The organism is Flavobacterium sp. CF108, assembly GCF_900129795.1.
Taxonomy (GTDB): domain Bacteria; phylum Bacteroidota; class Bacteroidia; order Flavobacteriales; family Flavobacteriaceae; genus Flavobacterium.
In genome coordinates this window covers 19,670-40,928 of sequence record NZ_FQWW01000005.1, presented here as the reverse complement: position 1 = coordinate 40,928, position 21,259 = coordinate 19,670, and the positions used below count along the sequence as shown (strand labels likewise).

Annotated in this window: 21 protein-coding genes; 6 read left to right on the top strand and 15 right to left on the bottom strand. The window is 32.7% G+C overall.

Annotated elements, in window-relative coordinates:
* Positions 1–31 precede the first annotated feature (31 nt).
* From BUE10_RS14360 to BUE10_RS14345, 4 genes are all read right to left on the bottom strand, one after another.
* The gene (locus tag BUE10_RS14360; protein ID WP_073486213.1) at positions 32–559 is read right to left on the bottom strand and encodes a MepB family protein; all 528 of its coding nucleotides are present in this window, start codon (positions 557–559) and stop codon (positions 32–34) included.
* Positions 560–681: 122 nt separating this feature from the next.
* Entirely contained in the window at positions 682–2,550 is a 1,869-nt protein-coding gene (locus tag BUE10_RS14355; protein WP_073486211.1) for a hypothetical protein, read from the bottom strand.
* Positions 2,547–3,098 (bottom strand): RNA polymerase sigma factor, encoded by a 552-nt coding sequence (locus BUE10_RS14350; RefSeq protein WP_073486209.1) that lies wholly within the window; start codon positions 3,096–3,098, stop codon positions 2,547–2,549. The genes BUE10_RS14355 and BUE10_RS14350 overlap by 4 nt, the downstream gene beginning before the upstream one ends.
* 162 nt (positions 3,099–3,260) lie before the next feature.
* Positions 3,261–4,112, bottom strand: coding sequence for a protease complex subunit PrcB family protein (locus tag BUE10_RS14345; protein WP_073486207.1), 852 nt, complete (start codon positions 4,110–4,112; stop codon positions 3,261–3,263).
* 205 nt (positions 4,113–4,317) lie between these two features.
* On the opposite strand from BUE10_RS14345, the gene rmuC reads away from it, so the two are divergent.
* The 4 genes from rmuC (at position 4,318) to BUE10_RS14325 (ending at position 7,890) form a co-directional block, all read left to right on the top strand.
* On the top strand, positions 4,318–5,691 hold the full coding sequence (gene rmuC, locus BUE10_RS14340; RefSeq protein WP_073486206.1) for a DNA recombination protein RmuC: 1,374 nt from the start codon (positions 4,318–4,320) through the stop codon (positions 5,689–5,691).
* A 33-nt stretch (positions 5,692–5,724) separates the two neighbouring features.
* Positions 5,725–6,273 carry an acyl-CoA thioesterase gene (locus BUE10_RS14335; protein WP_073486204.1) on the top strand — a complete coding sequence of 183 codons (549 nt, stop codon included), beginning with the start codon at positions 5,725–5,727 and terminating at the stop codon, positions 6,271–6,273.
* 182 nt (positions 6,274–6,455) lie between these two features.
* The gene (locus BUE10_RS14330; protein ID WP_073486202.1) at positions 6,456–6,851 is read left to right on the top strand and encodes a VOC family protein; all 396 of its coding nucleotides are present in this window, start codon (positions 6,456–6,458) and stop codon (positions 6,849–6,851) included.
* A 469-nt stretch (positions 6,852–7,320) separates the two neighbouring features.
* The gene (locus BUE10_RS14325; protein ID WP_073486860.1) at positions 7,321–7,890 is read left to right on the top strand and encodes a YceI family protein; all 570 of its coding nucleotides are present in this window, start codon (positions 7,321–7,323) and stop codon (positions 7,888–7,890) included.
* A 2-nt stretch (positions 7,891–7,892) separates the two neighbouring features.
* Here the strand turns inward: BUE10_RS14325 and BUE10_RS14320 are convergent, their stop codons facing one another.
* Positions 7,893–8,804 (bottom strand): TIGR01777 family oxidoreductase, encoded by a 912-nt coding sequence (locus BUE10_RS14320; protein WP_073486200.1) that lies wholly within the window; start codon positions 8,802–8,804, stop codon positions 7,893–7,895.
* 99 nt (positions 8,805–8,903) lie between these two features.
* On the opposite strand from BUE10_RS14320, the gene BUE10_RS14315 reads away from it, so the two are divergent.
* Both BUE10_RS14315 and BUE10_RS14310 read left to right on the top strand, forming a co-directional pair.
* Positions 8,904–9,566 (top strand): TetR family transcriptional regulator C-terminal domain-containing protein, encoded by a 663-nt coding sequence (locus tag BUE10_RS14315; RefSeq protein WP_073486198.1) that lies wholly within the window; start codon positions 8,904–8,906, stop codon positions 9,564–9,566.
* On the top strand, positions 9,563–10,867 hold the full coding sequence (locus BUE10_RS14310) for an ABC1 kinase family protein (RefSeq protein ID WP_073486196.1): 1,305 nt from the start codon (positions 9,563–9,565) through the stop codon (positions 10,865–10,867). The genes BUE10_RS14315 and BUE10_RS14310 overlap by 4 nt, the downstream gene beginning before the upstream one ends.
* A gap of 125 nt (positions 10,868–10,992) precedes the next feature.
* Here BUE10_RS14310 and BUE10_RS14305 read toward each other — a convergent pair whose 3' ends face one another.
* The 10 genes from BUE10_RS14305 to BUE10_RS14260 form a co-directional block, all read right to left on the bottom strand.
* Positions 10,993–12,288: a cryptochrome/photolyase family protein gene (locus tag BUE10_RS14305; RefSeq protein WP_073486859.1), complete on the bottom strand. Its 1,296-nt coding sequence runs from the start codon at positions 12,286–12,288 to the stop codon at positions 10,993–10,995.
* Positions 12,289–12,381: 93 nt separating this feature from the next.
* Positions 12,382–12,891 carry an SRPBCC family protein gene (locus tag BUE10_RS14300; RefSeq protein WP_073486194.1) on the bottom strand — a complete coding sequence of 170 codons (510 nt, stop codon included), beginning with the start codon at positions 12,889–12,891 and terminating at the stop codon, positions 12,382–12,384.
* 52 nt (positions 12,892–12,943) lie between these two features.
* Positions 12,944–13,384, bottom strand: coding sequence for a sterol desaturase family protein (locus BUE10_RS14295; RefSeq protein ID WP_073486192.1), 441 nt, complete (start codon positions 13,382–13,384; stop codon positions 12,944–12,946).
* Between the two features lie 255 nt (positions 13,385–13,639).
* On the bottom strand, positions 13,640–14,479 hold the full coding sequence (locus BUE10_RS14290; RefSeq protein ID WP_073486190.1) for a phytoene/squalene synthase family protein: 840 nt from the start codon (positions 14,477–14,479) through the stop codon (positions 13,640–13,642).
* A 3-nt stretch (positions 14,480–14,482) separates the two neighbouring features.
* Positions 14,483–15,949, bottom strand: a complete 1,467-nt coding sequence (locus BUE10_RS14285) for a phytoene desaturase family protein (RefSeq protein ID WP_073486188.1) — start codon at positions 15,947–15,949, stop codon at positions 14,483–14,485.
* Between the two features lie 40 nt (positions 15,950–15,989).
* Positions 15,990–16,889, bottom strand: coding sequence for a MerR family transcriptional regulator (locus BUE10_RS14280; RefSeq protein WP_073486186.1), 900 nt, complete (start codon positions 16,887–16,889; stop codon positions 15,990–15,992).
* A 71-nt stretch (positions 16,890–16,960) separates the two neighbouring features.
* Positions 16,961–17,920 carry an ion channel gene (locus tag BUE10_RS14275; protein WP_073486184.1) on the bottom strand — a complete coding sequence of 320 codons (960 nt, stop codon included), beginning with the start codon at positions 17,918–17,920 and terminating at the stop codon, positions 16,961–16,963.
* 140 nt (positions 17,921–18,060) lie between these two features.
* Positions 18,061–18,561: a tetratricopeptide repeat protein gene (locus BUE10_RS14270; protein WP_073486182.1), complete on the bottom strand. Its 501-nt coding sequence runs from the start codon at positions 18,559–18,561 to the stop codon at positions 18,061–18,063.
* A 142-nt stretch (positions 18,562–18,703) separates the two neighbouring features.
* Positions 18,704–19,477: a hypothetical protein gene (locus BUE10_RS14265; RefSeq protein ID WP_073486180.1), complete on the bottom strand. Its 774-nt coding sequence runs from the start codon at positions 19,475–19,477 to the stop codon at positions 18,704–18,706.
* A 172-nt stretch (positions 19,478–19,649) separates the two neighbouring features.
* Positions 19,650–21,251, bottom strand: a complete 1,602-nt coding sequence (locus BUE10_RS14260) for a C1 family peptidase (RefSeq protein ID WP_073486178.1) — start codon at positions 21,249–21,251, stop codon at positions 19,650–19,652.
* Positions 21,252–21,259 lie beyond the last annotated feature (8 nt).

The following is a 21,259-nucleotide window of genomic DNA, read 5'->3' as shown; positions in this document are numbered from 1 at the left end:
GGCAGTTCAATTGAGCTGCCTTTTTGTTTATCTATTTGCCAAGTAAAAACTGAACACGATTTATATCTATTGGATCAGAAATGGACAAAAAATAATCCAATTGCCATTGCTGGGTTTTTTGTGCCTGTTTGCTTGTTGTTTCATCCCAAGGCGGATAAACTCTTGTGGCTCTTATTCCATCTTTTACAGTTGTAGTGAAAATCCCTTTTTTGAGCAAAATCTCTTTCGGAAAAATAAACTGCCCTAAAAGATTTTCTTTTTGAACACTTACAATTACAAAATCTATTGCATCAGAATAATCAAAAGGTTCGATAATTCCAGCTTTATTTCGTTTCCATAAAGTTACAAACTGACCTGTTTTGGCAGGCGTAATTTTAGCCGATCTAAATTTAATCTGGCTTTCGCCGATTTTAAAATCAAAAGCGTCATATTCCTGACTTTCTTTTTCGGGTTGAGGTTCAGAACATTCGAAATCGCAAATGTCATAAATCAGTTCTTTTGCAATTTGTAAATTCTTCGGAATAAATTTTAAATCATTCCAGTTGTTTTTAAAGGCCATTTATTGTTTTATTTTTCCTGAAAATTACAATAAATCAAACATTAATTCAATAAAAAAGGCAGTTCAATTGAACCGCCTTTTTGTTATATCTATTTGTAATTAAAAACAATAAACTATAGATATTAAAAGTTAACATTCAATCCAAAATTCAATCCCCATTGAAATTGATTAAAAGATTGATTGCTTAAAGGATTTGCATAATAATTAACAGCAGGTTCAACAAAAACGTTTGTTTTTTTATAAACTCTATATTGTACCGTACTGCTCAAAGTTGTACCATAAACATAATCGTTTGCATTTACGTTTTCACCCATAGAATTTCCATCAATTGCGATATTGTTCGAAATCAGTTTACCAACAAATCCGCCTGTGTTTAGATTAATGTTTGTTCTGTTTTTATTAAAAATAGAATAGGAAACTTCTAAAGGCATTTCGATGTATCGTAAATTTTGGTCTAAATTCCCAGTTTCAATGTTGTCACTTTTCAAAACATCTTTTGTGCTGTTTGAAACCAAAACATAATTTGCTCCATTACTTGCAATTTGAGGAACACTTTCGTTTTTTACAAAATAATCGCTTGAGCTGAAAAGAGCTTGTTTTCTTGCGTTTAGATAAGAAATATTTGCCACACTTTGCCCCAGTTCGTTAATCTTAAAACCAGAAGCAACGGCCCATTTTTTATTGATTTTATACTGCGTTTTTACACCGTACGAATTACTTTGTTTAGAATCGTTTACGTTTCCTAAAGTTTTATTGTTTTTATAATTTTCAGAATTGGCAACACCGGCAAAAAGCTGTAAAGCCCATTTTTCTGATTTAGATAATGTTTTGTCTTCTTTTTTCTTTTTCTCTTCTTCCGGAGTAATTGTAGCAATTCCTTTTTCTAAATTTTGAAGTTCAGCTAACTGCACAGAATCTTTTTTGCTCAAAACATTTGAATTGGCAAAAGCAGTATTGTTTTTTGAATTACCATTTTGAACATTTGCAATACTTTTGTCAGCAGTCGTTTTTTGAATATTTTCTTTCTCTTTATTCAACGAAGGACTTAAAGCATTTGGATTTCTCTTTGCAGCAGAATTTGATGCATTAAGTGCAAGCGCATTTTTGCTTTTTGAAGTTGAAAGATCCTCAAAAATTGAATTCGGTACCTGATTTCCTGAAACAGCATTAAAATTATTTGTTTTTGCCGGAGCAAACTTCTTCTCTGCTAAAATCTTGTCAGCATTTCTTTTTTCAACGTCTGACTGACTTTTTGAACCGTAATTAAAAGAATCCGATTTGTTTGGGGCAAATGATTTTTCGGCAACAGCCTTGTTTGAATTCTCTTTTTTAGTGGTCGAAAGTTGATTTTTAGATGCCGCATTAAATCCATTTTCTCCAGCTGAAACAAATGTTTTTTCGGCGACAGCGCGATTTATATTTTCTTTTTTATTGTTAGAAATTTGACTTTTAGAATCTGCATTTAACCCATTTTCTCTAGCTGGAACAAATGATTTTTCGGCTACGGCATTATTTCTTTCGACATTTACTTTTGGTTCAAAGCTGTTATTATTTGTTTTGTTTTGAGAACCCGTTTGAGCTTTAACTGTTTTTGAATTTTGATTTAATTGATTATTGCCTGATTGATTTGTTGTTTTTTCTGATGACGAAACTCGATTATTATTAGATTCTTTTTCAAGGATATTTTCTTTAGTTTCAATACTTCTGGTTTTATCTGTATCCTTATTTTTTTGATCCAGAACAACATTATTATTTTCAGTAGAATTGTTTTGTATTGTTTTGATTCCTGAATTATCAGAAGTAAAATGCAATACAGAAGGGAGCAGTAAACCTAATAATAAGCATGCAGCCGCCGACCACCAAAGAATTGCTCTCTTCTTCTTTTTAGGTTTGTCGAGTTTTTCTTCAATCTGCCCCCACAATTCAGGAGGCGGAACACTCGAAAAGTCTTCCATTGATGAAAAAATATCTTCTATTTTTTGCTTCTTCATGCTATCTTAAAATTTTTTATGCTCAGTATTCTTTTTTGCAAAATATGCTTGGCTCTATTTAAATTTGATTTTGATGTTCCTTCAGAGATTTTTAGTAATTCGGCAATCTCTTTGTGTTTCATCTTTTCAAAAACATAGAGGTTAAAAACCGTTCGATATTGATCCGGTAAATCTCTAATATATTCTAACAGTTTTTCTTGTTCTATTGGGATAACGTCCAGTTCCTCTTCTTCGATAAAATCAGTATCGGGATCAAAAACATCAAGAAAGAAACTCTCTTTTTTCTTCTTATTTAAAGTTTCAATCAGCTTATTAATGAAAATCCGTTTTAGCCAGCCTTCAAAACTTCCTTCAAATTTATATTGGCCGATTTTTTGAAAAACAATTACAAATGCTTCCTGGAAAACATCCTTCGCATCGTCTTCGTTTTTCATATATTTTAGGCAAATACCATATAAAACAGGAGAGAACAACTGATATATTTTCAGTTGTCCTCCTCTGTCATTTTTCATGCAAAGCTTAATATATTTCTCTAAATCGTCTTTCAAAAAATGGATTAATTTGGTTTTGCAAAAATAGTTCTTAAAAGCTTACAAAACTACATTTTGTAAATAGTTAGAACTAGTGGTATTTTGTGTTAGTTTTTGATTATCAAGTACATCTGTATCTTTTGTTGGGTTGCAAAAGATACAGACGATACTCAATGAGTATTATTTTAAGCTGTTGATTTTTGCCTTAAGCGCCATTCTGAAAGCTTTTATTTCGCTGCTCATATCTGCAGTATCATTATTGTCAATAGTAATTTTAGTTACCGTAATTCCCTGACGAAGCTCAAAATAAACACCGCCTTGAGCACCTGGTGTACCATACGTTTTTGTCTGGCCTTTAATTGCTGTAATTTCTGTAGGGATCGTTTTTGACAATGTAGTATATTCACTTCTTACCGTTTTAGCATTGTATTTATATTGCTCAAACTCATAGTTTCCGGTAGTTACACCTAGGAATTTTAAAACGTTGTAGTCATTGATCTGAAAAAAGTCATTTGTGGTTCCAAAGCTTCCAATTACGATATTGTCAGGACTTTCGTTTGTTCTGTTAAACAAAATTGCTTTTGCAGTTTTCGGGATCAAAATGAAATCTGTTGGATAAGTTGGAGTCTGCGTTAAAGTTTCTCCTGTTTGTGGTCCTTTTTCGTAGAAATTAACAATGATTTCGCAGTTATTTTGTACAATTGAAGTAATTTTTATTGCGTAACCATTTGTAGGTTTTACTCCTGCAAAAAGTGCAATCATATAGTTATCACTAAAATTAATGTTTGGATCGCTTGCAACTGTGCAGGTATTTGCATGTTTTGTAAAATAGGAGTCCATTTTTTCCTGTGAAGTTATAATAAGCGCACTTGGATTATTAGGAAAAGTTTTTACACTATAGTTACATAATAAAGGGAAGCCCGAAAAAGGTAAATCTGCATTAGTTCCACAATCAACATTCAGGTCGTCATTACTAAGAGAGCAGGCGCTAAATCCAAAAGCGATAAATAAGCTCAACATTAATTTTTTCATGATTATTTTTTAATAGGTTATATAATGTAGATGGAGCTGCTTTAAAATGGTTGCGTTAAATTTTTTTATTTAATTTTTATTAGAATGATTTTTCTAAAAAAGTATTGTTTGATTAATTTAGAACCGACACTAATTCGTGAAATTTTAATTTTAAAAATTAAGCACTACGTATTATTGCGTACTTTTACTTAAAATAAACTTAGATATGATAGAATTTCTTCCACTTTTATTGGCTTTTGTAATTGCTCTGTTTCTGGGGATATACTTAGGAAAAATGTTGTTTTCGGCTAAATTTCAAGCAGAAAAAGTAAGTTTAGAAGAAAGACTTAATGCAAATACAAATCAGCTTCAATTACAGAAAGAACAATTTGAAACGGAAAGAAATAATTTTCAGAAACAACTTCATTTAACCAATTCTGAAAAAGAAAATATCAGAACAGAAAAAGACAGTCTGGCGATTCAGCTTTCTAAAAAAGAAGTTGATTTTGAGAATCTTTGGGAACGCCATAAAGAACAAAAAAGTGAAATAAACGAACTTCAGGAAAAATTTACCAAGGAATTTGAAAACCTGGCCAATAAAATTCTTGAAGAAAAATCGGCAAAATTTACAGAACAGAATAGTGAAAACATGAAAAACATTCTGCTGCCGCTTCAGGATAAAATTCATGTATTTGAACAAAAAGTAGATCAAACACATAAAGAAAGTATCGATTATCACGCAGCATTGCGCCAGCAGATTATTGGTTTAAGTGAAATGAACGCTCAAATGAGCAAAGAAACCTTAAACTTGACCAAAGCATTAAAAGGCGACAGTAAAATGCAGGGAAATTGGGGTGAACTTGTTTTAGAACGCGTTCTTGAAAAATCTGGTTTAGAAAAAGGAAGAGAATATGAAGTACAGCAAAGTTTTGTAAATACCGAAGGAAATCGTGTTTTTCCAGATGTTGTAATCAATCTTCCGGATGGAAAGAAAATGATTGTCGATTCTAAAGTTTCTTTGGTCGCTTATGAAAAATGGGTAAACGAAGAATCTGATTTACTTAAAATCGATTGGCTTAAAGAACATGTTTCATCCATTAAACGCCACGTTGAACAACTCGGAAATAAAAATTATCACGATTTATATCAAATAGAAAGCCCGGATTTTGTATTGCTTTTTATCCCGATAGAACCGGCTTTTGCGATTGCGTTAAACGAAGATTCTACTTTATATAATAAAGCTTTCGACAGAAATATTGTAATTGTTACGCCAAGTACATTATTAGCAACGCTGCGTACCATAGACAGCATGTGGGCAAATCAAAAACAGCAGGAAAATGCTTTTGAAATTGCCAGACAAGCCGGAGCTTTATACGATAAATTTGAAGGTTTTGTTACCGATTTAGTTAGAATTGGAAACAAAATTAAAGATACTAAAACAGAATATGAAAGTGCCATGAATAAGCTTGTTGACGGCAAAGGAAACTTGATTTCGAGTGTTGAAAAATTGAAAAAAATGGGTGCAAAAGCAAAGAAATCACTTCCCGAAAATATTATCAACAGAGCTTTAAATACGGATGAAACCGAATTATTGAATTAAAATAAAATACCAAATATTCCAAAAACAAAAAACATGACTACAGATTTTAAACCCGTTTCTTCATCAAAAATCAGCATTTCTGAATTAATGCTTCCGTCGCATACTAACTTTAGCGGTAAAATTCACGGGGGATATATTTTACAGCTTTTAGATCAGATTGCATTTGCTTCGGCTTCAAAATTTAGCGGTAACTATTGTGTAACGGCTTCTGTTGATACGGTAAACTTTCTTAAACCAATAGAAGTAGGAGAATTAGTAACCATGAAAGCCTCAGTAAATTATGTGGGAAGAAGTTCGATGATTGTGGGCATTCGCGTTGAAGCAGAAAATATTCAAACCGGAGTAATCAAACATTGTAATTCATCTTATTTTACAATGGTTGCCAAAGATAAAGAAGGAAAAAGCGTTCCCGTTCCGGGTCTTATCTTATCTAATCTCGAAGAAGTGCGACGTTTTAGAAAAGCAATCAAGCATATTGAAGTTAGAAAAGAAGTAGAAGAACATGAAAAAGTTACCAGCGTTAACTCTATTGAAGACTTAGCAAGCTTGGATAAATACAATGTACTTTTAGAAATCAGCTAAATTTTTCTACCAATCAGATATCTCTCCGAAATTTTTCTTTCTTATTTAGTTGTAATTTTTTTATTCAATGATTATATTAGTAATATAATATCTCGTCGGCAGTAGACGAAAAAGATATGCATCCACACATTTTGTCCCAGGGACATCTCATTTTTATTAATCATTCATTAAATAAAGAAATCATGGTAAAGTTTGGATATACAATTTTGTACGTTGAAGACGTAGAAAAATCAATAGAGTTTTATGAAAATGTATTTGGATTTGCAAGAAAGTTTATAAGTCCGGATAATGATTATGGAGAATTAAATACTGGCGAAACCACTATTTCGTTTGCATCAAAAAAATTAGCATCGCAAAACTTAAGCGAAGGTTTTATAGAAAGCAGTTTAGAAGACAAGCCTTTTGCAATTGAATTAGGTTTTATTACAGAAGATGTTGGAGAACTTGTTCAAAAAGCAACTTCGTTTGGAGCTGTTTTAGTTGCAGAACCAAAGAAAAAGCCGTGGGGACAAGTTGTCGCGTATGTAAGAGATACAGACGGGTTTTTATTGGAGATTTGTACGCCAATGCATGGATAAAATGTCATTAATAATAGCAGTATAGTCCCTACGGGACATTTTGGGGCTATTCATTGTTTTTTTCTACCGATATTTAATCTCTACGAGATATTCCGTTAGGAATTAAATATCGGTAGAAAAATTAAAATTTACAATTTCATTTTGTCCCGGAGGGATTATGAGAAATTTGTTTTTTTACCGTCAAAAAAATATCTCGTAGAGATTAAATATCGGTAGAAAAAAATAAATTACCGATACCGTTTTTGTCCCGTAGGGACTTTATATTTCATATTTACAACCACCATTTCACACCCCAAAAACATTCACAAATATTTAGCACTAGTTCAAGAACTCTGCATCTGTAAATTTCGTAACTTTAAGTATAAACATTAGGTTACGAATTTTTTCACGGAGTACTGCCGTTCTATTTTTGAACTTGTAAAATTCTTCTTAGAAATAGAATGACATAATTGTTTAATTGATGACGATTATGAAAAGAACTACATTGCTTATTTTATTTTTTACTGCATTTTCATTACTTGCCCAAGACAAATTTAAAACCACTACGGCAGTTGTAAATTTTGAAGCTTCTGTTCCTTTTTTTGAAGAAGTAAAAGCAGTAAATAAACTCGGAACTATTATTCTCGAACCTGAAACAAGTACTTTAATCTGTACTGTTGTAATCAAAGATTTTCGTTTTAAAATGGATTTAATGCAAGAACATTTTAATGAAAATTATATTGAAAGCCATCGTTATCCAAAATCAGTTTTTAAAGGGAAAGTTCAAAAATTTGACTTAAAAAACGTTGATGAAATTGAAAAGGAATATGACGTAAAAGGAAAACTTTACCTTCACGGAAAATCGAAAATCATTGAAATGAAAGCCTTGATAAAAAGAGTTCCGGAAGGAATACAAATTTCGTGTAATTACCCAATCTCAGTTTCAGATTTTAATATAGCAATACCAAGTGTTGTTGCCAGTAAAATTTCAAAAACGGCCAATACTCATTTACTTGGAGTTGTACAAAGTGAAGATATGAAGTATTTAACTTTGAAATGATTTTAATTGATGCTTGCTATAAGCGCTTTTTCTAAATCAGTAAACTGAAATTCAAATCCGGTTTTTTGTATTTTTTCTGATGAAACCCTTTGGCCTGTTAAAACAGCTTCGCTCATTTCTCCTAAAACAATTTTAAGAATAAAAGGAGGTATTTTAGGAAGCCAGATAGCATACCCGTATAATGTTGCCAGTATTTTAGAAAACCTCGAATTTGTAGTGTTATCTGTCACAGCCGCATTATACGGGCCATGCATTTGGTCATCTGAAACTGCTTTGCAATAAATTTGAGATAAATCCTCGATATGAATCCATGGTAAATATTGTTTTCCTGATCCTAAAACGGCACCAAAACCAGCTTTAAAATTAGGATTGACTTTTTTCAAAAATCCTTCATCTTTTCCCAATACAATTGCAGTTCTGATTTTTACGGTTCGAATGCCTAATGCTTCGATTTTATCAACTGCATTTTCCCAAATTTGGCAGGTTGTGCCTAAAAAGTCATTTGCTGCAGGCGTTTCTTCCGTACAAACTTTGTGACTGGTAACAGCGCCGTAAATACCAACTCCCGAAGCCGAAATAAAAGCGTTAAGTTTTTTATTGTTTTTTTCTAAAACTGAAAAGATCAAATCAATGGGTTTTATGCGGCTTTCTAAAATTGCTTTTTTTCTCTTTTCTGTCCATCTTTTTTCAACGATTCCTTCACCCGCAAGATGAATTATGAAATCAGCATTTAAAACAGCATTTTCGTCTATATAATTTTTGTTTAAATCCCATTTGTAATACGTGATTTGAGCAGTGTTTTCTTTATCAGAACGACTCAAAACAGACACAGAATATCCAGCTTCAATAAGAACATTTGTTAAATGTTTTCCAATGAATCCGCTTCCTCCGGTTAATAGAACATTTTGAGTCATAATAGTTTATAATATATTTAACAGTGCTTGCCGTTTAATCATTAGTAAAGGTACTTAAACAATGTTTACCTTTATGGCAAATTCTAAATTTTAAATAAAATGACGACTAAAAAGAAGGTAATTACCAAAGATGATATCGTTTCAAAATACATGGATGAAGTTTTAGAAAAAGGCCAAAAACCAAAGTCAGTTTATCATTTTGCCAAAGAAAATGATTTTACCGAAGCTGAGTTTTATTCCTTTTTTGGAACATTAGAAGGTTTAGAAAAAGAAATATTCCGACTGTTTTTTGAAAACACAGTCAGCTTACTTCATAAAAACGAAGAATATCAGGAATATGACATGAAGAATAAAATGCTGAGTTTCTATTTTACCTTCTTCGAAATCTTAACCGCAAACAGAAGTTACGTTTTACAATCGCTTAAAATTGATAGAAATCCGCTTAAAAACCTGGTTCAGTTAACTACACTTAGAAATAGTTTTAAAGAATATGTTTCAGAAATTCTAACTGATGATTATAGATTAGAACAAGAAAAACTGCAGAAATTTCAGGAAAAAGCCATTCAGGAATCGGCATGGTTACAATTAATGCTGACCATTAAATTCTGGATGGAAGATGAATCTGCCGCTTTTGAAAAAACAGACATCTTTATCGAAAAATCGGTTAATGCATCATTTGAATTAATGAATGTTGCGCCAATGAATCATTTAATAGATTTTGGAAAATTTCTATTCAAAGAAAAAATATACAGCAAACAATGAAAACAATCGATTATATTCCAACTTCAAAAATAGAAAGAGCCGGAAAACTAGTTCAAACCGGCGCCAAAATCGGAGTAAATTATATAAAGCACTATGCTGAAAAAGTAGTAAACCCAGATTTAACCCGAGATAAACTAAACGAAAATAACGCTGAAGATATTTACGACGGACTTAAAAGCTTAAAAGGAAGTGCCTTGAAAGTGGCGCAGATGTTAAGCATGGACAAAAACTTTTTGCCTCAGGCTTATGTGGAGAAATTTTCTTTATCGCAATTTTCAGTTCCACCGCTTTCTGCACCTTTAGTTTTAAAAACTTTCAAGACTAATTTTGGCAAAACACCTTATGAAATTTTTGATGAGTTCAATGCAAATTCCGTAAATGCAGCAAGTATTGGTCAGGTTCATCTGGCTAAGAAAAATGATAAAAAATTGGCTGTTAAAATTCAATATCCCGGCGTTGCCAACAGTATTTCTTCAGACTTGGCTTTGGTAAAACCTATTGCGATCAGAATGTTTAATCTGCAGGGAAAAGACTCAGATAAATATTTTAAAGAAGTTGAAGATAAACTTATTGAAGAAACCAACTATTTGTTAGAATTAAAACAAAGTCAGGAGGTTGTAGAAGCTTGTAATAAAATTGAAAATATCATTTTCCCGAATTACTATCCGGAATTTTCATCAGAGAAAATCATTACAATGGATTGGATGACAGGAATTCATCTTTCTGAATTTACCGCTAAAAATACAGATCAGGAAGTTGGCGATAAAGTAGGGCAGGCGCTTTGGGATTTTTATATGTACCAAATTCATGTTTTGCGAAAAGTACACGCAGATCCGCATCCGGGAAATTTTTTAGTTAATGATGAAAACCAATTAATTGCCTTGGATTTTGGCTGTATGAAACAAATTCCTGAAGAATTCTACACGCCATATTTTGAGTTAATCAACAAAAATGTAATTACAGATGAAAAACGTTTTAATGAGAAATTATTCGAATTAGAAATCCTTCGTCCAGATGATAGTCCGGCAGAAGTGGAATATTTCACCGATATGTTTCATGATTTATTATCACTTTTTACAAAACCTTTTCAAAATGAAACTTTTGATTTTGCCGATGAAACTTTCTTTAACGCGATTGCAGAATTAGGCAAACGCTTTTCTGAAGATACAAATTTGAAAAAAATGAACGGAAATCGTGGCTCTAAGCACTTTATTTATATGAACCGTACTTTCTTCGGACTTTATAATTTAATGTTTGATTTAAAGGCGAAAATTGTGGTTGATAACTATTTAAAGTATTAGTTTTTGTTTCAGGTTTCAAGTTTCAGGTTATTAGATTGAACACAATTTTTGTCCTCCTGAGCGAAGTCGAAGGATTGCAAAGTGAGGACACACTGGATGTAACTTGAAACCTGAAACAAAAAAACTTATTTCAAAATCCCCGCCTTATAAGTCGCAATCGCGCGATCCCTCGCAAAGGCATGATCAACCATAGGTTCATTATAACCAAAATCAAACTCAGGAATCCATTTGCGGATGTATTCGCCTTTTTCGTCAAATTTCTTTTGTTGGATTTCAGGATTAAAAACTCTGAAATACGGCGCGGCATCGCAGCCTGTTCCCGCTGCCCATTGCCAGTTTCCTACGTTTGAAGCTAATTCAAAATCCAATAGTTTTTCAGCAAAATAAGCTTCGCCCCATTGCCAGTTAATCAATAAATGTTTGCATAAAAAACTGGCCACAACCATACGAACACGATTGTGCATATAACCCGTTTCATTGAGTTGCCGCATTCCGGCATCGACCATTGGGTATCCAGTTGTTCCGGAACACCAGCGTTTGAAATCTTCTTCATTATTTCGCCATTGAATTCCGTCGTAAGCCGATTTAAAATTGTGATTCACACAATTAGGAAAACTAAACAGAATCTGAATAAAGAATTCCCTCCAAATCAATTCACTTAAAAAAGTCTGATTTTTTCGATTTGCCCAGTTTACCAGTTTCCGAATACTCACGGTTCCGAAACGCAAATGCGGCGAAAGGTAAGATGTACTGTCAAGAGCCGGAAAATCTCTTGTTTCTTTATAATTGACAATTTGTGTTAAGTTGTGCGGCTGAACTTTTATCGAGCTTCTTTCAAAACCAATTGCTGCTAATTCAGGAAATGTAAATTGATTTTTTGCAAAATTAGATTGAAATGGTTTCGAATCATATTCTGGAGCCGATCCTAAAAAATGATATTTTTCGAGCCATTTATTTTTATAAGGTGTATAAACCGTGTACGGAAGCCCATCGGCTTTTGTGATTTCTTTTTCTTCGAAAATAACATGATCTTTAAAAGAGAAACATTCGATATTATTTTCTTTTAATAAAGAACAAATTGCTGTATCACGCTGGATTGCAAAAGGCTCATAATCTTTATTGAAAAATACGTTTTGAATATCAAATTCTTCTAAAAGTGATTTCCAAACGTCTTTTGTTTTTCCTTTTTTGATTAAAATCGAAGATTCAAAAGTATTTAATTCGGTATTTATTTTTTGAAGAGAATCGTAAATAAAACTTACTCTGGCATCGTTTTTCGGAAGATTGTCCAGAATATCATCATCAAAAATAAATAATGGAATTACAGGAAAATTCGATTGTAAAGCGTGAAATAATCCGGTATTATCTTCTAAACGTAAATCACGTCTGAACCAGAAAAAGGAAACTTTTTGTTTTGTCATTATGTTGAGAATTCCGTTTTGTTTTTTTGCCACAGATTAAATGATTTAAAAGGATTAAATCTGTGTTAATCTGTGAAATCTGTGCCTTTCTTTTTAAATGCTTTTTTGCTCTGCATTAATCTGAATAATCTTTGGCTGTGATTTTGAATTAAACAATTCTTCGATTTTGTTATAACGGAAATCAAAAATTGTTTTTAGTTTGTTCTTCACTACTAACCGATTCATAATTCTTCCTAAAATCCCGAGTGGGAGCGCATAATGAACAATGTCTGTCATTTTGGTTCCGCCGTCGATTGTTCGTTCAAAAAAGTGTTTGTGATGCCATAATTTATAAGGGCCAAAACGCTGAACATCGATAAAATAGTGGTTCTCTTTGCAGGCTGTAATTTCGGTGACCCACGAAATTTTGATACCTAAAAGCGGTCGTAAAGTATAAGTTATAATCTGCCCGTGATACATTCGCTTTTCATCGAAATCTTTGATTTCAAAATTCATATTGTCGAGTGTAATCGTCTGCAGGTTTTTTGGACTGGAGAAAAAATCCCAGCAGTCTTCGACCTTGGCGTTTACATATTGTACGGTTGCTATCTTGTATAATTTCATCTTCTAACTAAATCAATTGTTACAAATGTATCTTTGGGAACGCTCAAATAATCTACATTTTATAATATTTTAAGGGTACAAACAACATTCCGAAACATTCTCCCTTTTCTTTATTTAGGTGTTTGTGGTGTGTTTTATGCGCCTTTCGGAGTCCGATTAGGTATTTGTTTTTAGTGTTTTTGAACCATTTAAAACGCTGATGAATTAATACATCGTGAATTAAAAAATAACAAGCTCCGTAAAGCGTAATACCGCAGGCAATAAAAAATAAATAATTGAACCCGCCTTCAACCCCAAAATAAAATAAAAGAATACTTGGTGTCGCAAAAATGACAAAGAAAATGTCATTGCGCTCAAAAGTATGCTCGTATTTTGGCTGATGATGATCGGCGTGAAAATACCACATAAAACCGTGCATTACATATTTGTGCGTAAGCCAGGTAACACATTCCATAAACAGAAAAACGCCTAAAAAGATTAAAAAAGAAATCATTTTATAAATGTTGTTATTAAAATTATGATTTAAAATATGTAGAGCTTAACTTTAGTTTATAAAAGATTGACTCTAAAGATTATTTTTTTGTTTTATTGCCTGATTCTCTCATTTTTGTCATCCTGAGCGAAGTCGAAGGACCGTAAGTAGCTCCGCAATCTAAAGTGACAATCTTTGTCGAGCCTCTCGCGTTCCTTCGACTTCGCTCAGGATGTCAAACTGTTAGCTTAATCAGAATGACAAAACTGAACGAAATTATACTAACTTCAGTTTATACGTTACAAACGACTGCGCTAAAAGCCCTGCTTTTGTATAATTTGAAACCCGGATTCTTGAATTCCCAATTTCATGAGACGGTGTATTTTTTAGTTTTTTAAGCAATTTTCTATAATAAACATATGCGGTATAAACTCCAAATTTGGCTTCTATTGGCAATTTTATAATTCCCTGATACGCAATGCGGAAATCTTCTTCGATTTCTTTGATGATCTGTGTTTTTGAATCTTCGTTGAAATTGTTGAGGTTAACACCCGGGAAATAAGTTCGGTTCAAGATTGTATTGTCATCTTTTAAATCTCTCAAAAAATTCACTTTCTGAAAAGCCGATCCTAATCGCATGGCTTCATTTTTTAACTGCTCGTATTTTTGTTCTTTTCCTGTAACAAAAACCTTTAAACACATTAAGCCCACAACATCGGCAGAACCGTAAATGTAATCTGTGTATTCGGCTTGTGTGTTGTAAGTTGATTTTATAAGGTCGAGTTTCATGCTTTTTAAAAATGCCTGAACCAGATCGTCGGTAATATTATATTCTTTCACAGTATGCTGAAATGAATTTAAAATAGGATTTAGGCTGATTCCTAATTTCATTGCTTTATAATATTCTTTTTCAAAATCGTCAATTAGGGATTGTTTATCATAATCATGAAAAGAATCCACAATTTCATCAGCAAAACGAACAAATCCGTAAATGCTGTAAATAGCATCACGAATGCTTGGTGACAGCATTTTTACAGCAAGCGAAAAAGAAGAACTGTAGTTTTTGGTAATCAGTTTGCTGCATTTAAAAGAAACGGCGTCGAATAGTGATTTCATTTTTTAAGATCTTAAAGATTTTTGAATTAATTCAGCGGCTAGTTTTCCTGAAATTAATGCAGGCGGAACACCTGGGCCGGGAACAGTCAATTGTCCTGTGAAATATAAGTTACGTACTTTTTTGCTTTTTAGTTTTGGACGCAAAAATGCCGTTTGCAATAATGTGTTGGCCATTCCATAAGCGTTGCCTTTATAAGCGTTATAATCTGCTTCAAAATCGTTTTTACAAAATGATTCCTTAAATATAATGTTATTTCTAATTTCCTGCTGTGTAAGCAATTCAAAACGGGTAATTATCTTTTCAAAATATGCTTCCCTTAGGGTTTCGTTATCTTCAATTCCGGGTGCAAGCGGAATTAGGAAAAATCCGGTTTCCATTCCGTCAGGTGCAGCGGTTTGATCTGTTTTAGACGGGAAGTTGGCATAAAATAACGGAGCTTCCGGCCATTTTGGATTGTCATATATATCAGCTGCATGCTGATTAAAATCGACATCAAAAAATAAGGCATGATGCGAAATGTTTTCAATCTTCTTATTGAAACCCACAAAAAATAGGAGAGAAGACGGTGCAAAGATCCGGCTTTCCCAGTATTTTTGAGAATAAACCTGATATTTTTTTTTCAGTAAAGTTTCAGTATGTTGATAATCGGCACCACTTAAAACAATATCGGTATTTATAATTTCGCCGTTAATAACAATACCTGTCGCGGTTTTATTTTCAACAATTATTTTTTCAATAGGGGAATTTGTCTTGATGGTAACGCCAAGTTCTACGGCTAATTTTTCGATTCCTCGAATGACATCAAACATTCCGGTTTTAGGATGCCAGGTTCCGAGTCCGAAATCGGCATAATTCATAAAATTGTAAAATGAAGGTGTTTTGGTTGGCTTTGCACCGAGGAATAAAACTGGAAATTCGAGAATTTGAATCAGCCTTTCATTTTTAAATTTCCTGCGAATATCAGAACTCACATTGCTAAAAAACTGATTGAGCTTTAAAGCGGTTTCTTTTGTAATTAATTCAAGTGGAGAAACTCCGGGGCGGTAAACTAAATCTTTTATGGCAATATCATAATTGCTTTTAGCTTGATTGATAAAGGTTTCCAGTTGTTTACCGCTTCCTTTTTCAATTTCTTCAAACGTAGCTTTAATATCTTCTAAATTGTCATAAATACTGATAAAATCATTTATTCCAAAATAAACACGATAGGCAGGATTAAGTTTTATAAGCTCGTAATAATCTGATGTTTTTTTATTAAAGTCATTAAAAAAACGTTCAAAAACATCTGGCATCCAGTACCAGCTTGGCCCCATATCAAATGTAAAACCATCTTTTTTGAATTGTCTTGCCCGACCTCCAATTGTTGGATTTTTTTCATAAATAGTGACCTTGTTTCCTTGTTGTGCCAAGTAACATGAAGCGGCCAACGAAGAAAAGCCAGAACCTATAATTGCGATAGTTCTTGTCATTTTTGTTTAATAAATATGCAAAAACTTTAAACAGAAAAGATTAAATAGTTTCTATTGTTTCTTCCATTGAGTCAAAAATACGGATTCTTTCCGACAGTACTTTTTGATCGATATATTCGACCATTTTACCCATAAGCCAGATTTCATTGTTTTTTTGCAGCAGTTTTTGTCCCATTGACTTAACGTATTGATTAATAACGCTGCGATCCGGCTGAATAGTCATGAAGGATACAAAAGTGATGTTTTCAAAATGTTTGGTTAAATCCTGCAGATTTTCAATTGGCATACTTTCACCTAAATAAATGGTTTTGTAACCTTTAGATAAAATTTCATATTGGAGATAAAGTAATCCTATTTGATGAATTTCATTTAATGGAAGTGAAAGAACAAAAATTCTGTCTGTTTTTGTTGGTTTTTGAATCTGAAGGCTTTCAGTATAGATTAAGATTTTCTGTTTAATTAAATGACTCATAAAATGTTCATTTGCCGGCGTTATCGTTTCTGACTGCCACAATAATCCCAATTCTTTTAACAAGGGTAAAAAATGTTCTTTAAAAACTTCTTTAAACGTTTTTTCAGAAATAAGCCAGTCAAAAGTGTTGAAAAACAGTTCTTGATCAAAATTCATCATGGCCATTTTGAAAGATGTAATGGCGTAATTTTGAGAGTTTTTCTTTGAAATAATTTCACGAACCAACTGCGGAATTTTTTCTTCCGGGTAAGTTGCTATTTTAGAAATTTTATAACCGTATTCGTGTAATAATGTGATGTTTAGGAGTTTTTGTAGATTTTGCAGATTGTAAAGTCTGATATTGGTATCAGTGCGCATTGGCTCCAAAATGTTATATCTTTTTTCCCAAATACGAATCGTGTGCGCTTTTATTCCGGATAAATTCTCAAGATCTTTTATACTGAAAACAGTTTTTATATTGTTTACCATTTGATACGATTATGTAAACAAAAGTAAAATAAAATCTCAAAAAACCTTAAAAACTTGATAAAAATGATTCTCTATGAGAAGTTTGTAGTATCAAACTGATCTAATTTGTCTAAATGTAAAATCGTTTTAGTGTTATCTTTGCTTCGGTTGTACATAATTTTGAATTTTGCACCGTAAATGATTTCGCTAAAAGTATACGAAGTTCGGGCTGCCACGGTATTACTAAACATATCATCAAAAGTGGTGATGAAAACTAAAATCTCGCCGTGTGTGCTTTTAAAATCTTCTTCGGTAAAATTGTATAAAGGGCTTTTTTCATCAATGGGGTGAACTAATGTCCAGCTTAGTGAAAGTGCATTTATACGATCTATTTCAAGATTAAGATTATAGAATTTATTTACTCTCTGGCCGTTTTCTTCAACGCTCATTCCCAAAGTAACTTTTGCTATTGCATCTGTAAAATTGGTGTTTTTAAAAGGAACAAGACGTATCATTAAACCTTTGCCTTTTCCGTAAGGAGAAATTAAAGCATTGTGTGAAAATTTTAAAAAAGCGGTTGGTTTGCTGAATCTTCCAAAGAATAAACCCGTTGCAATAGCAAAACTGAGCAAACCAATTAAAGCTTCGGCTGCAGATAAAGCGCTTGTCAGGAATCCGGTTGGGCTTATATGTCCGTAACCAACAGTTGTAAAAGTTTGTGCACTAAAAAAATAAGCCTGCCCAAACTGCGTTAAAAGACTTCCGGATGGTGAAATTCCGTCCAGATGTTCAATCCCGATGGCATAATAAACAACTGCAAAAATAAAATTGATCAGAATATAGAAAGAAAATAAAATAAGCATGAATTTCCAGTTGGGCATATCGATCATGGTATGATACCAGCTTATTCGTCGAAGCAGGTTCATACCTCTTTTTTCGATATTTGGAGTTCCGTTTTTATTTACAAATCTTCCGCCGTAGCTTCCGGCATTAGTTCCAAATCCCGAATTTTTATCTGTTTGAAGGTTATTTATTTTTCTTAAAATTGACATGCAGTTTTTACTGTTATTGTTTGATTATTTTTTTGGTTTTGTATTAAAAATGTGCACTATTTTTTTATGAATAAAATACGAAAAGCAATCTACAAATATATTCTTTTGCAGATTGCTTTTGTCAATACAATTTTGATTTGTTATTTACAAAAAGTGCTTTTGTTTTTTATAGCACTTTGACTTCCTAATTCGATTGCTTTTAAGAAATCTTTGCAGGAATTGGCTTTGTCTCCAATTTTATTGTAAGCTAAACCTCGTAAATTGTAAGCAACATAATCTCTTGGGTTTAAACCAAGCGAGGATGTACAGTCTTGAATAGCTTCGTGGAATTTTGACAGTTTGAAGTTTACATTGGCTCGGCCCGTAAAAGCATCGGCATTCATATCGTCAAGTTCAATTGTTTTGCTAAAGTCGGCCATTGCGCCTTGTAAGTCATTCAATTGGTATTTTGCAACGCCACGATTTTGATACGCTTCAACAAATTTAGAATTTTTGCGAATGGCTTTTGTGTAATCAGCAATTGCGCTTTTGTAATTTCCGGTTGCAGCTTTGTTAAAAGCTTTGTTAAAATAAATTTCTGCGGTTTGTGACCACGACGAAAAGCTTATCATAATAAATGATAATAATAGTAGGTTTTTCATAAAACTAATTTGGGATTAGCGGGTTAATTATTCTACAAACGAATTTAGCAAAGTTTTGTTTTTGTGAAAGAATTCTTTTGTAAAATAATTACTAATTATGAATTATGAATTGTGAGTTGTGAGTTGTCTTTTGGATAAATGCTTATTTTTTCTCAGTTCCTATTAAATACAGTACAACTCCGGGGCCGGATTTTACTCGGTTAATCTGCCAGTTATAAGATTCTGTATTATGTAGGTCTTTTACAAGATCATTCATTTCCTCAACAGAATAAGTTCTTAATGAAGAAATAATGCCATCCCACAAAACAAAAAGTGGAACTACAGGAATTAAATAAGTAAAAATAATTCGGCCAATTTTAAAAGGCCTGATAAATGGAGTAGTCAATAAAACACTTATGGGAGAAAAAATCATGGCTGCGATACTGGCAAAACTTCTTTCCTGAACTTCAAAAATGGAGATTGGAGATTTAGAATCTACTGCATTTTGCAAAATCTGTTTCGCATCGTTTGGTTTAAAATGATGTAAAGAAAGAAATTGAGTTCTAAGTCCGTTTAATTCGGATGGAACATTTCGTGCATCGACAGAATGACTTATATATTCAAAATTATCAGCTTGTTTTTTAGTGTATTCAAAAGCAGGAATGTTAGGGTAATAATCGGTTAGAATGATTTTTAAGTTTGGGATTTCTTTTTTTAATTCACCGTTTAACCAAATAAGTCCGCCGCCTCCACCAGAAGCAAGATCAATAATTGTTGTTGTGTTGTTGGTTTTTAAAACATCTACGAGCAAAGGAACAACAGGTTTATACATTCCGGTTTTGTTCGAGAGGAATTGCAAAAAGTCGGTTATGTAATTTCTTAAAAAAACAAGAAACCATTTTTGGTCTTCAAATTCAAATAAATGTATTCTTGCCATACGTTTATCTTTTAATCAATAATTTTAGAGAAATTTAGTTTGTAATTCATGATGAATTTACAAAAAAGTTTGAAAATGATATATTTAAATTTCAGCTATAAATAATTGTGATTAAAATAAAAGGGTGCAAAGAAACTCTTTGCACCCTTTACATTTTTAGCTTAAGTTACAGTTACAATTCATAATACTGCATCCATGGTGTTTTGGTGTCAAAATTATCTATGGCTATTACCTTACCATTTCTATATATTCTAATGTCAGTAAAGGCGCCTATGGTGCCTATGAATTTTACATCAAAATCCCTTAATCTATTTATCCCTGATGGCATTTTTAAACCAGGAGTATTCAAAACGAATTGGCCATCTTTAATATGAAACCTTATAGTTGTGTCTCTGTCAAAAGCATTATTGGTAAATGTAAAATGTGGTAAATAGCCATCTGCTGAATAACGGTAAGTTTCTCCTATACTATTTGTATATCCTATACTATTTGTAAAAACAGCTGGTTTATTTATTCCTTCCATAGGGATAGTACAGGTCATAGTTTGAGCAACTCCTCCATAAGCACCATTCCATAAGTTTAATTGAATTCCTTTTTCTAAATGAGCAGGATAAGTAGTATTTTTGCTTGCTTCTATTCTTATTCTTACCTCAAAAGTAATATCCCCATCTATAGCAATTCCTACATTATTAGCAGGTATGTGATATCCTAAATATAAGGTTGGGTTAGTATACTCGTTAAAATATGGTATTACTGAATCGTTATTCCAGTAAAATTCTCCATTTTTTATAAATGGAGCTGGCTGCCCCATAGGAAAACTAAAGTTGTTGGTTAGAACACTTGCATCCCTACATACAATAATGGAAGGTTTATCAGTGCCCGTAATTGTCAATGGGTTATCTTTTTGTATTACATAAGCCTCATCACGTATAGCTTCTTCTATTTTGCTGTAAGTAGCCCAGATATATCCATTTTCTCCCCAATTAGATCCCCAAGAATTAAGAAGTCTAAAAGCTTGTTTTTCATCGTCGTAACCCGTTAAAACAACAGCGTGGTTTCCATAAAAAGCGGAATTGTTTTTGTCCCATAATCTAATTGAGTTGGAAACAAAATCTTCATCGACCCTCATTCCTATAATGACCGGATTTCCTTTTGCTATTTGTCTTTTCATATCTTCCACTGTTGGTTTAAATCCTTCAGATGGACTTATCGCGAAATAATCAAATATTCTGTTTTTTGGCGCATTATTTTGTTGAGCAGCATTAGGAAGAACACCGCAGCTTACGAATCCCATATCAGTATAACTTGGCGTTCCTTCTGTTTTTAAAGCGTCTAAGGCATCTGGAAAGTAAACACCATCTTTACAGCTATTTCTATCGTCCTTATATTTTTCATATATATAATCTCCACTAGGATAAACACTAAAGTCTGGACTTCCATTGGCTAATGTTTTCGATTCACTTTTTAATAAAGTAATAGCATGGGCGATTGAATAAGGAACGCAAGACCCTTTTGAACGTTGGTTAAGAGCAGCAGGCAGTTCTGGCAGTTCGTAATGTGCAGGAATTGTCTCTTTTCTTGTGAGTGAAGATGTTTTTAAAGTTCTAAGTTGTGCCAGCTGTTCACGGGTGGATGGAATATACCCAGTTGCTTTTTCTTCTTCAATTAATGTACTGTCATTTTTTGCATTTAATGGGAGTTCATCTTTTTGACAAGAATGAATCAACAATAAGGCGCAAAATGCTCCTGCTAATTTTAAAAATTTTGTTTTCATAAAAAGGT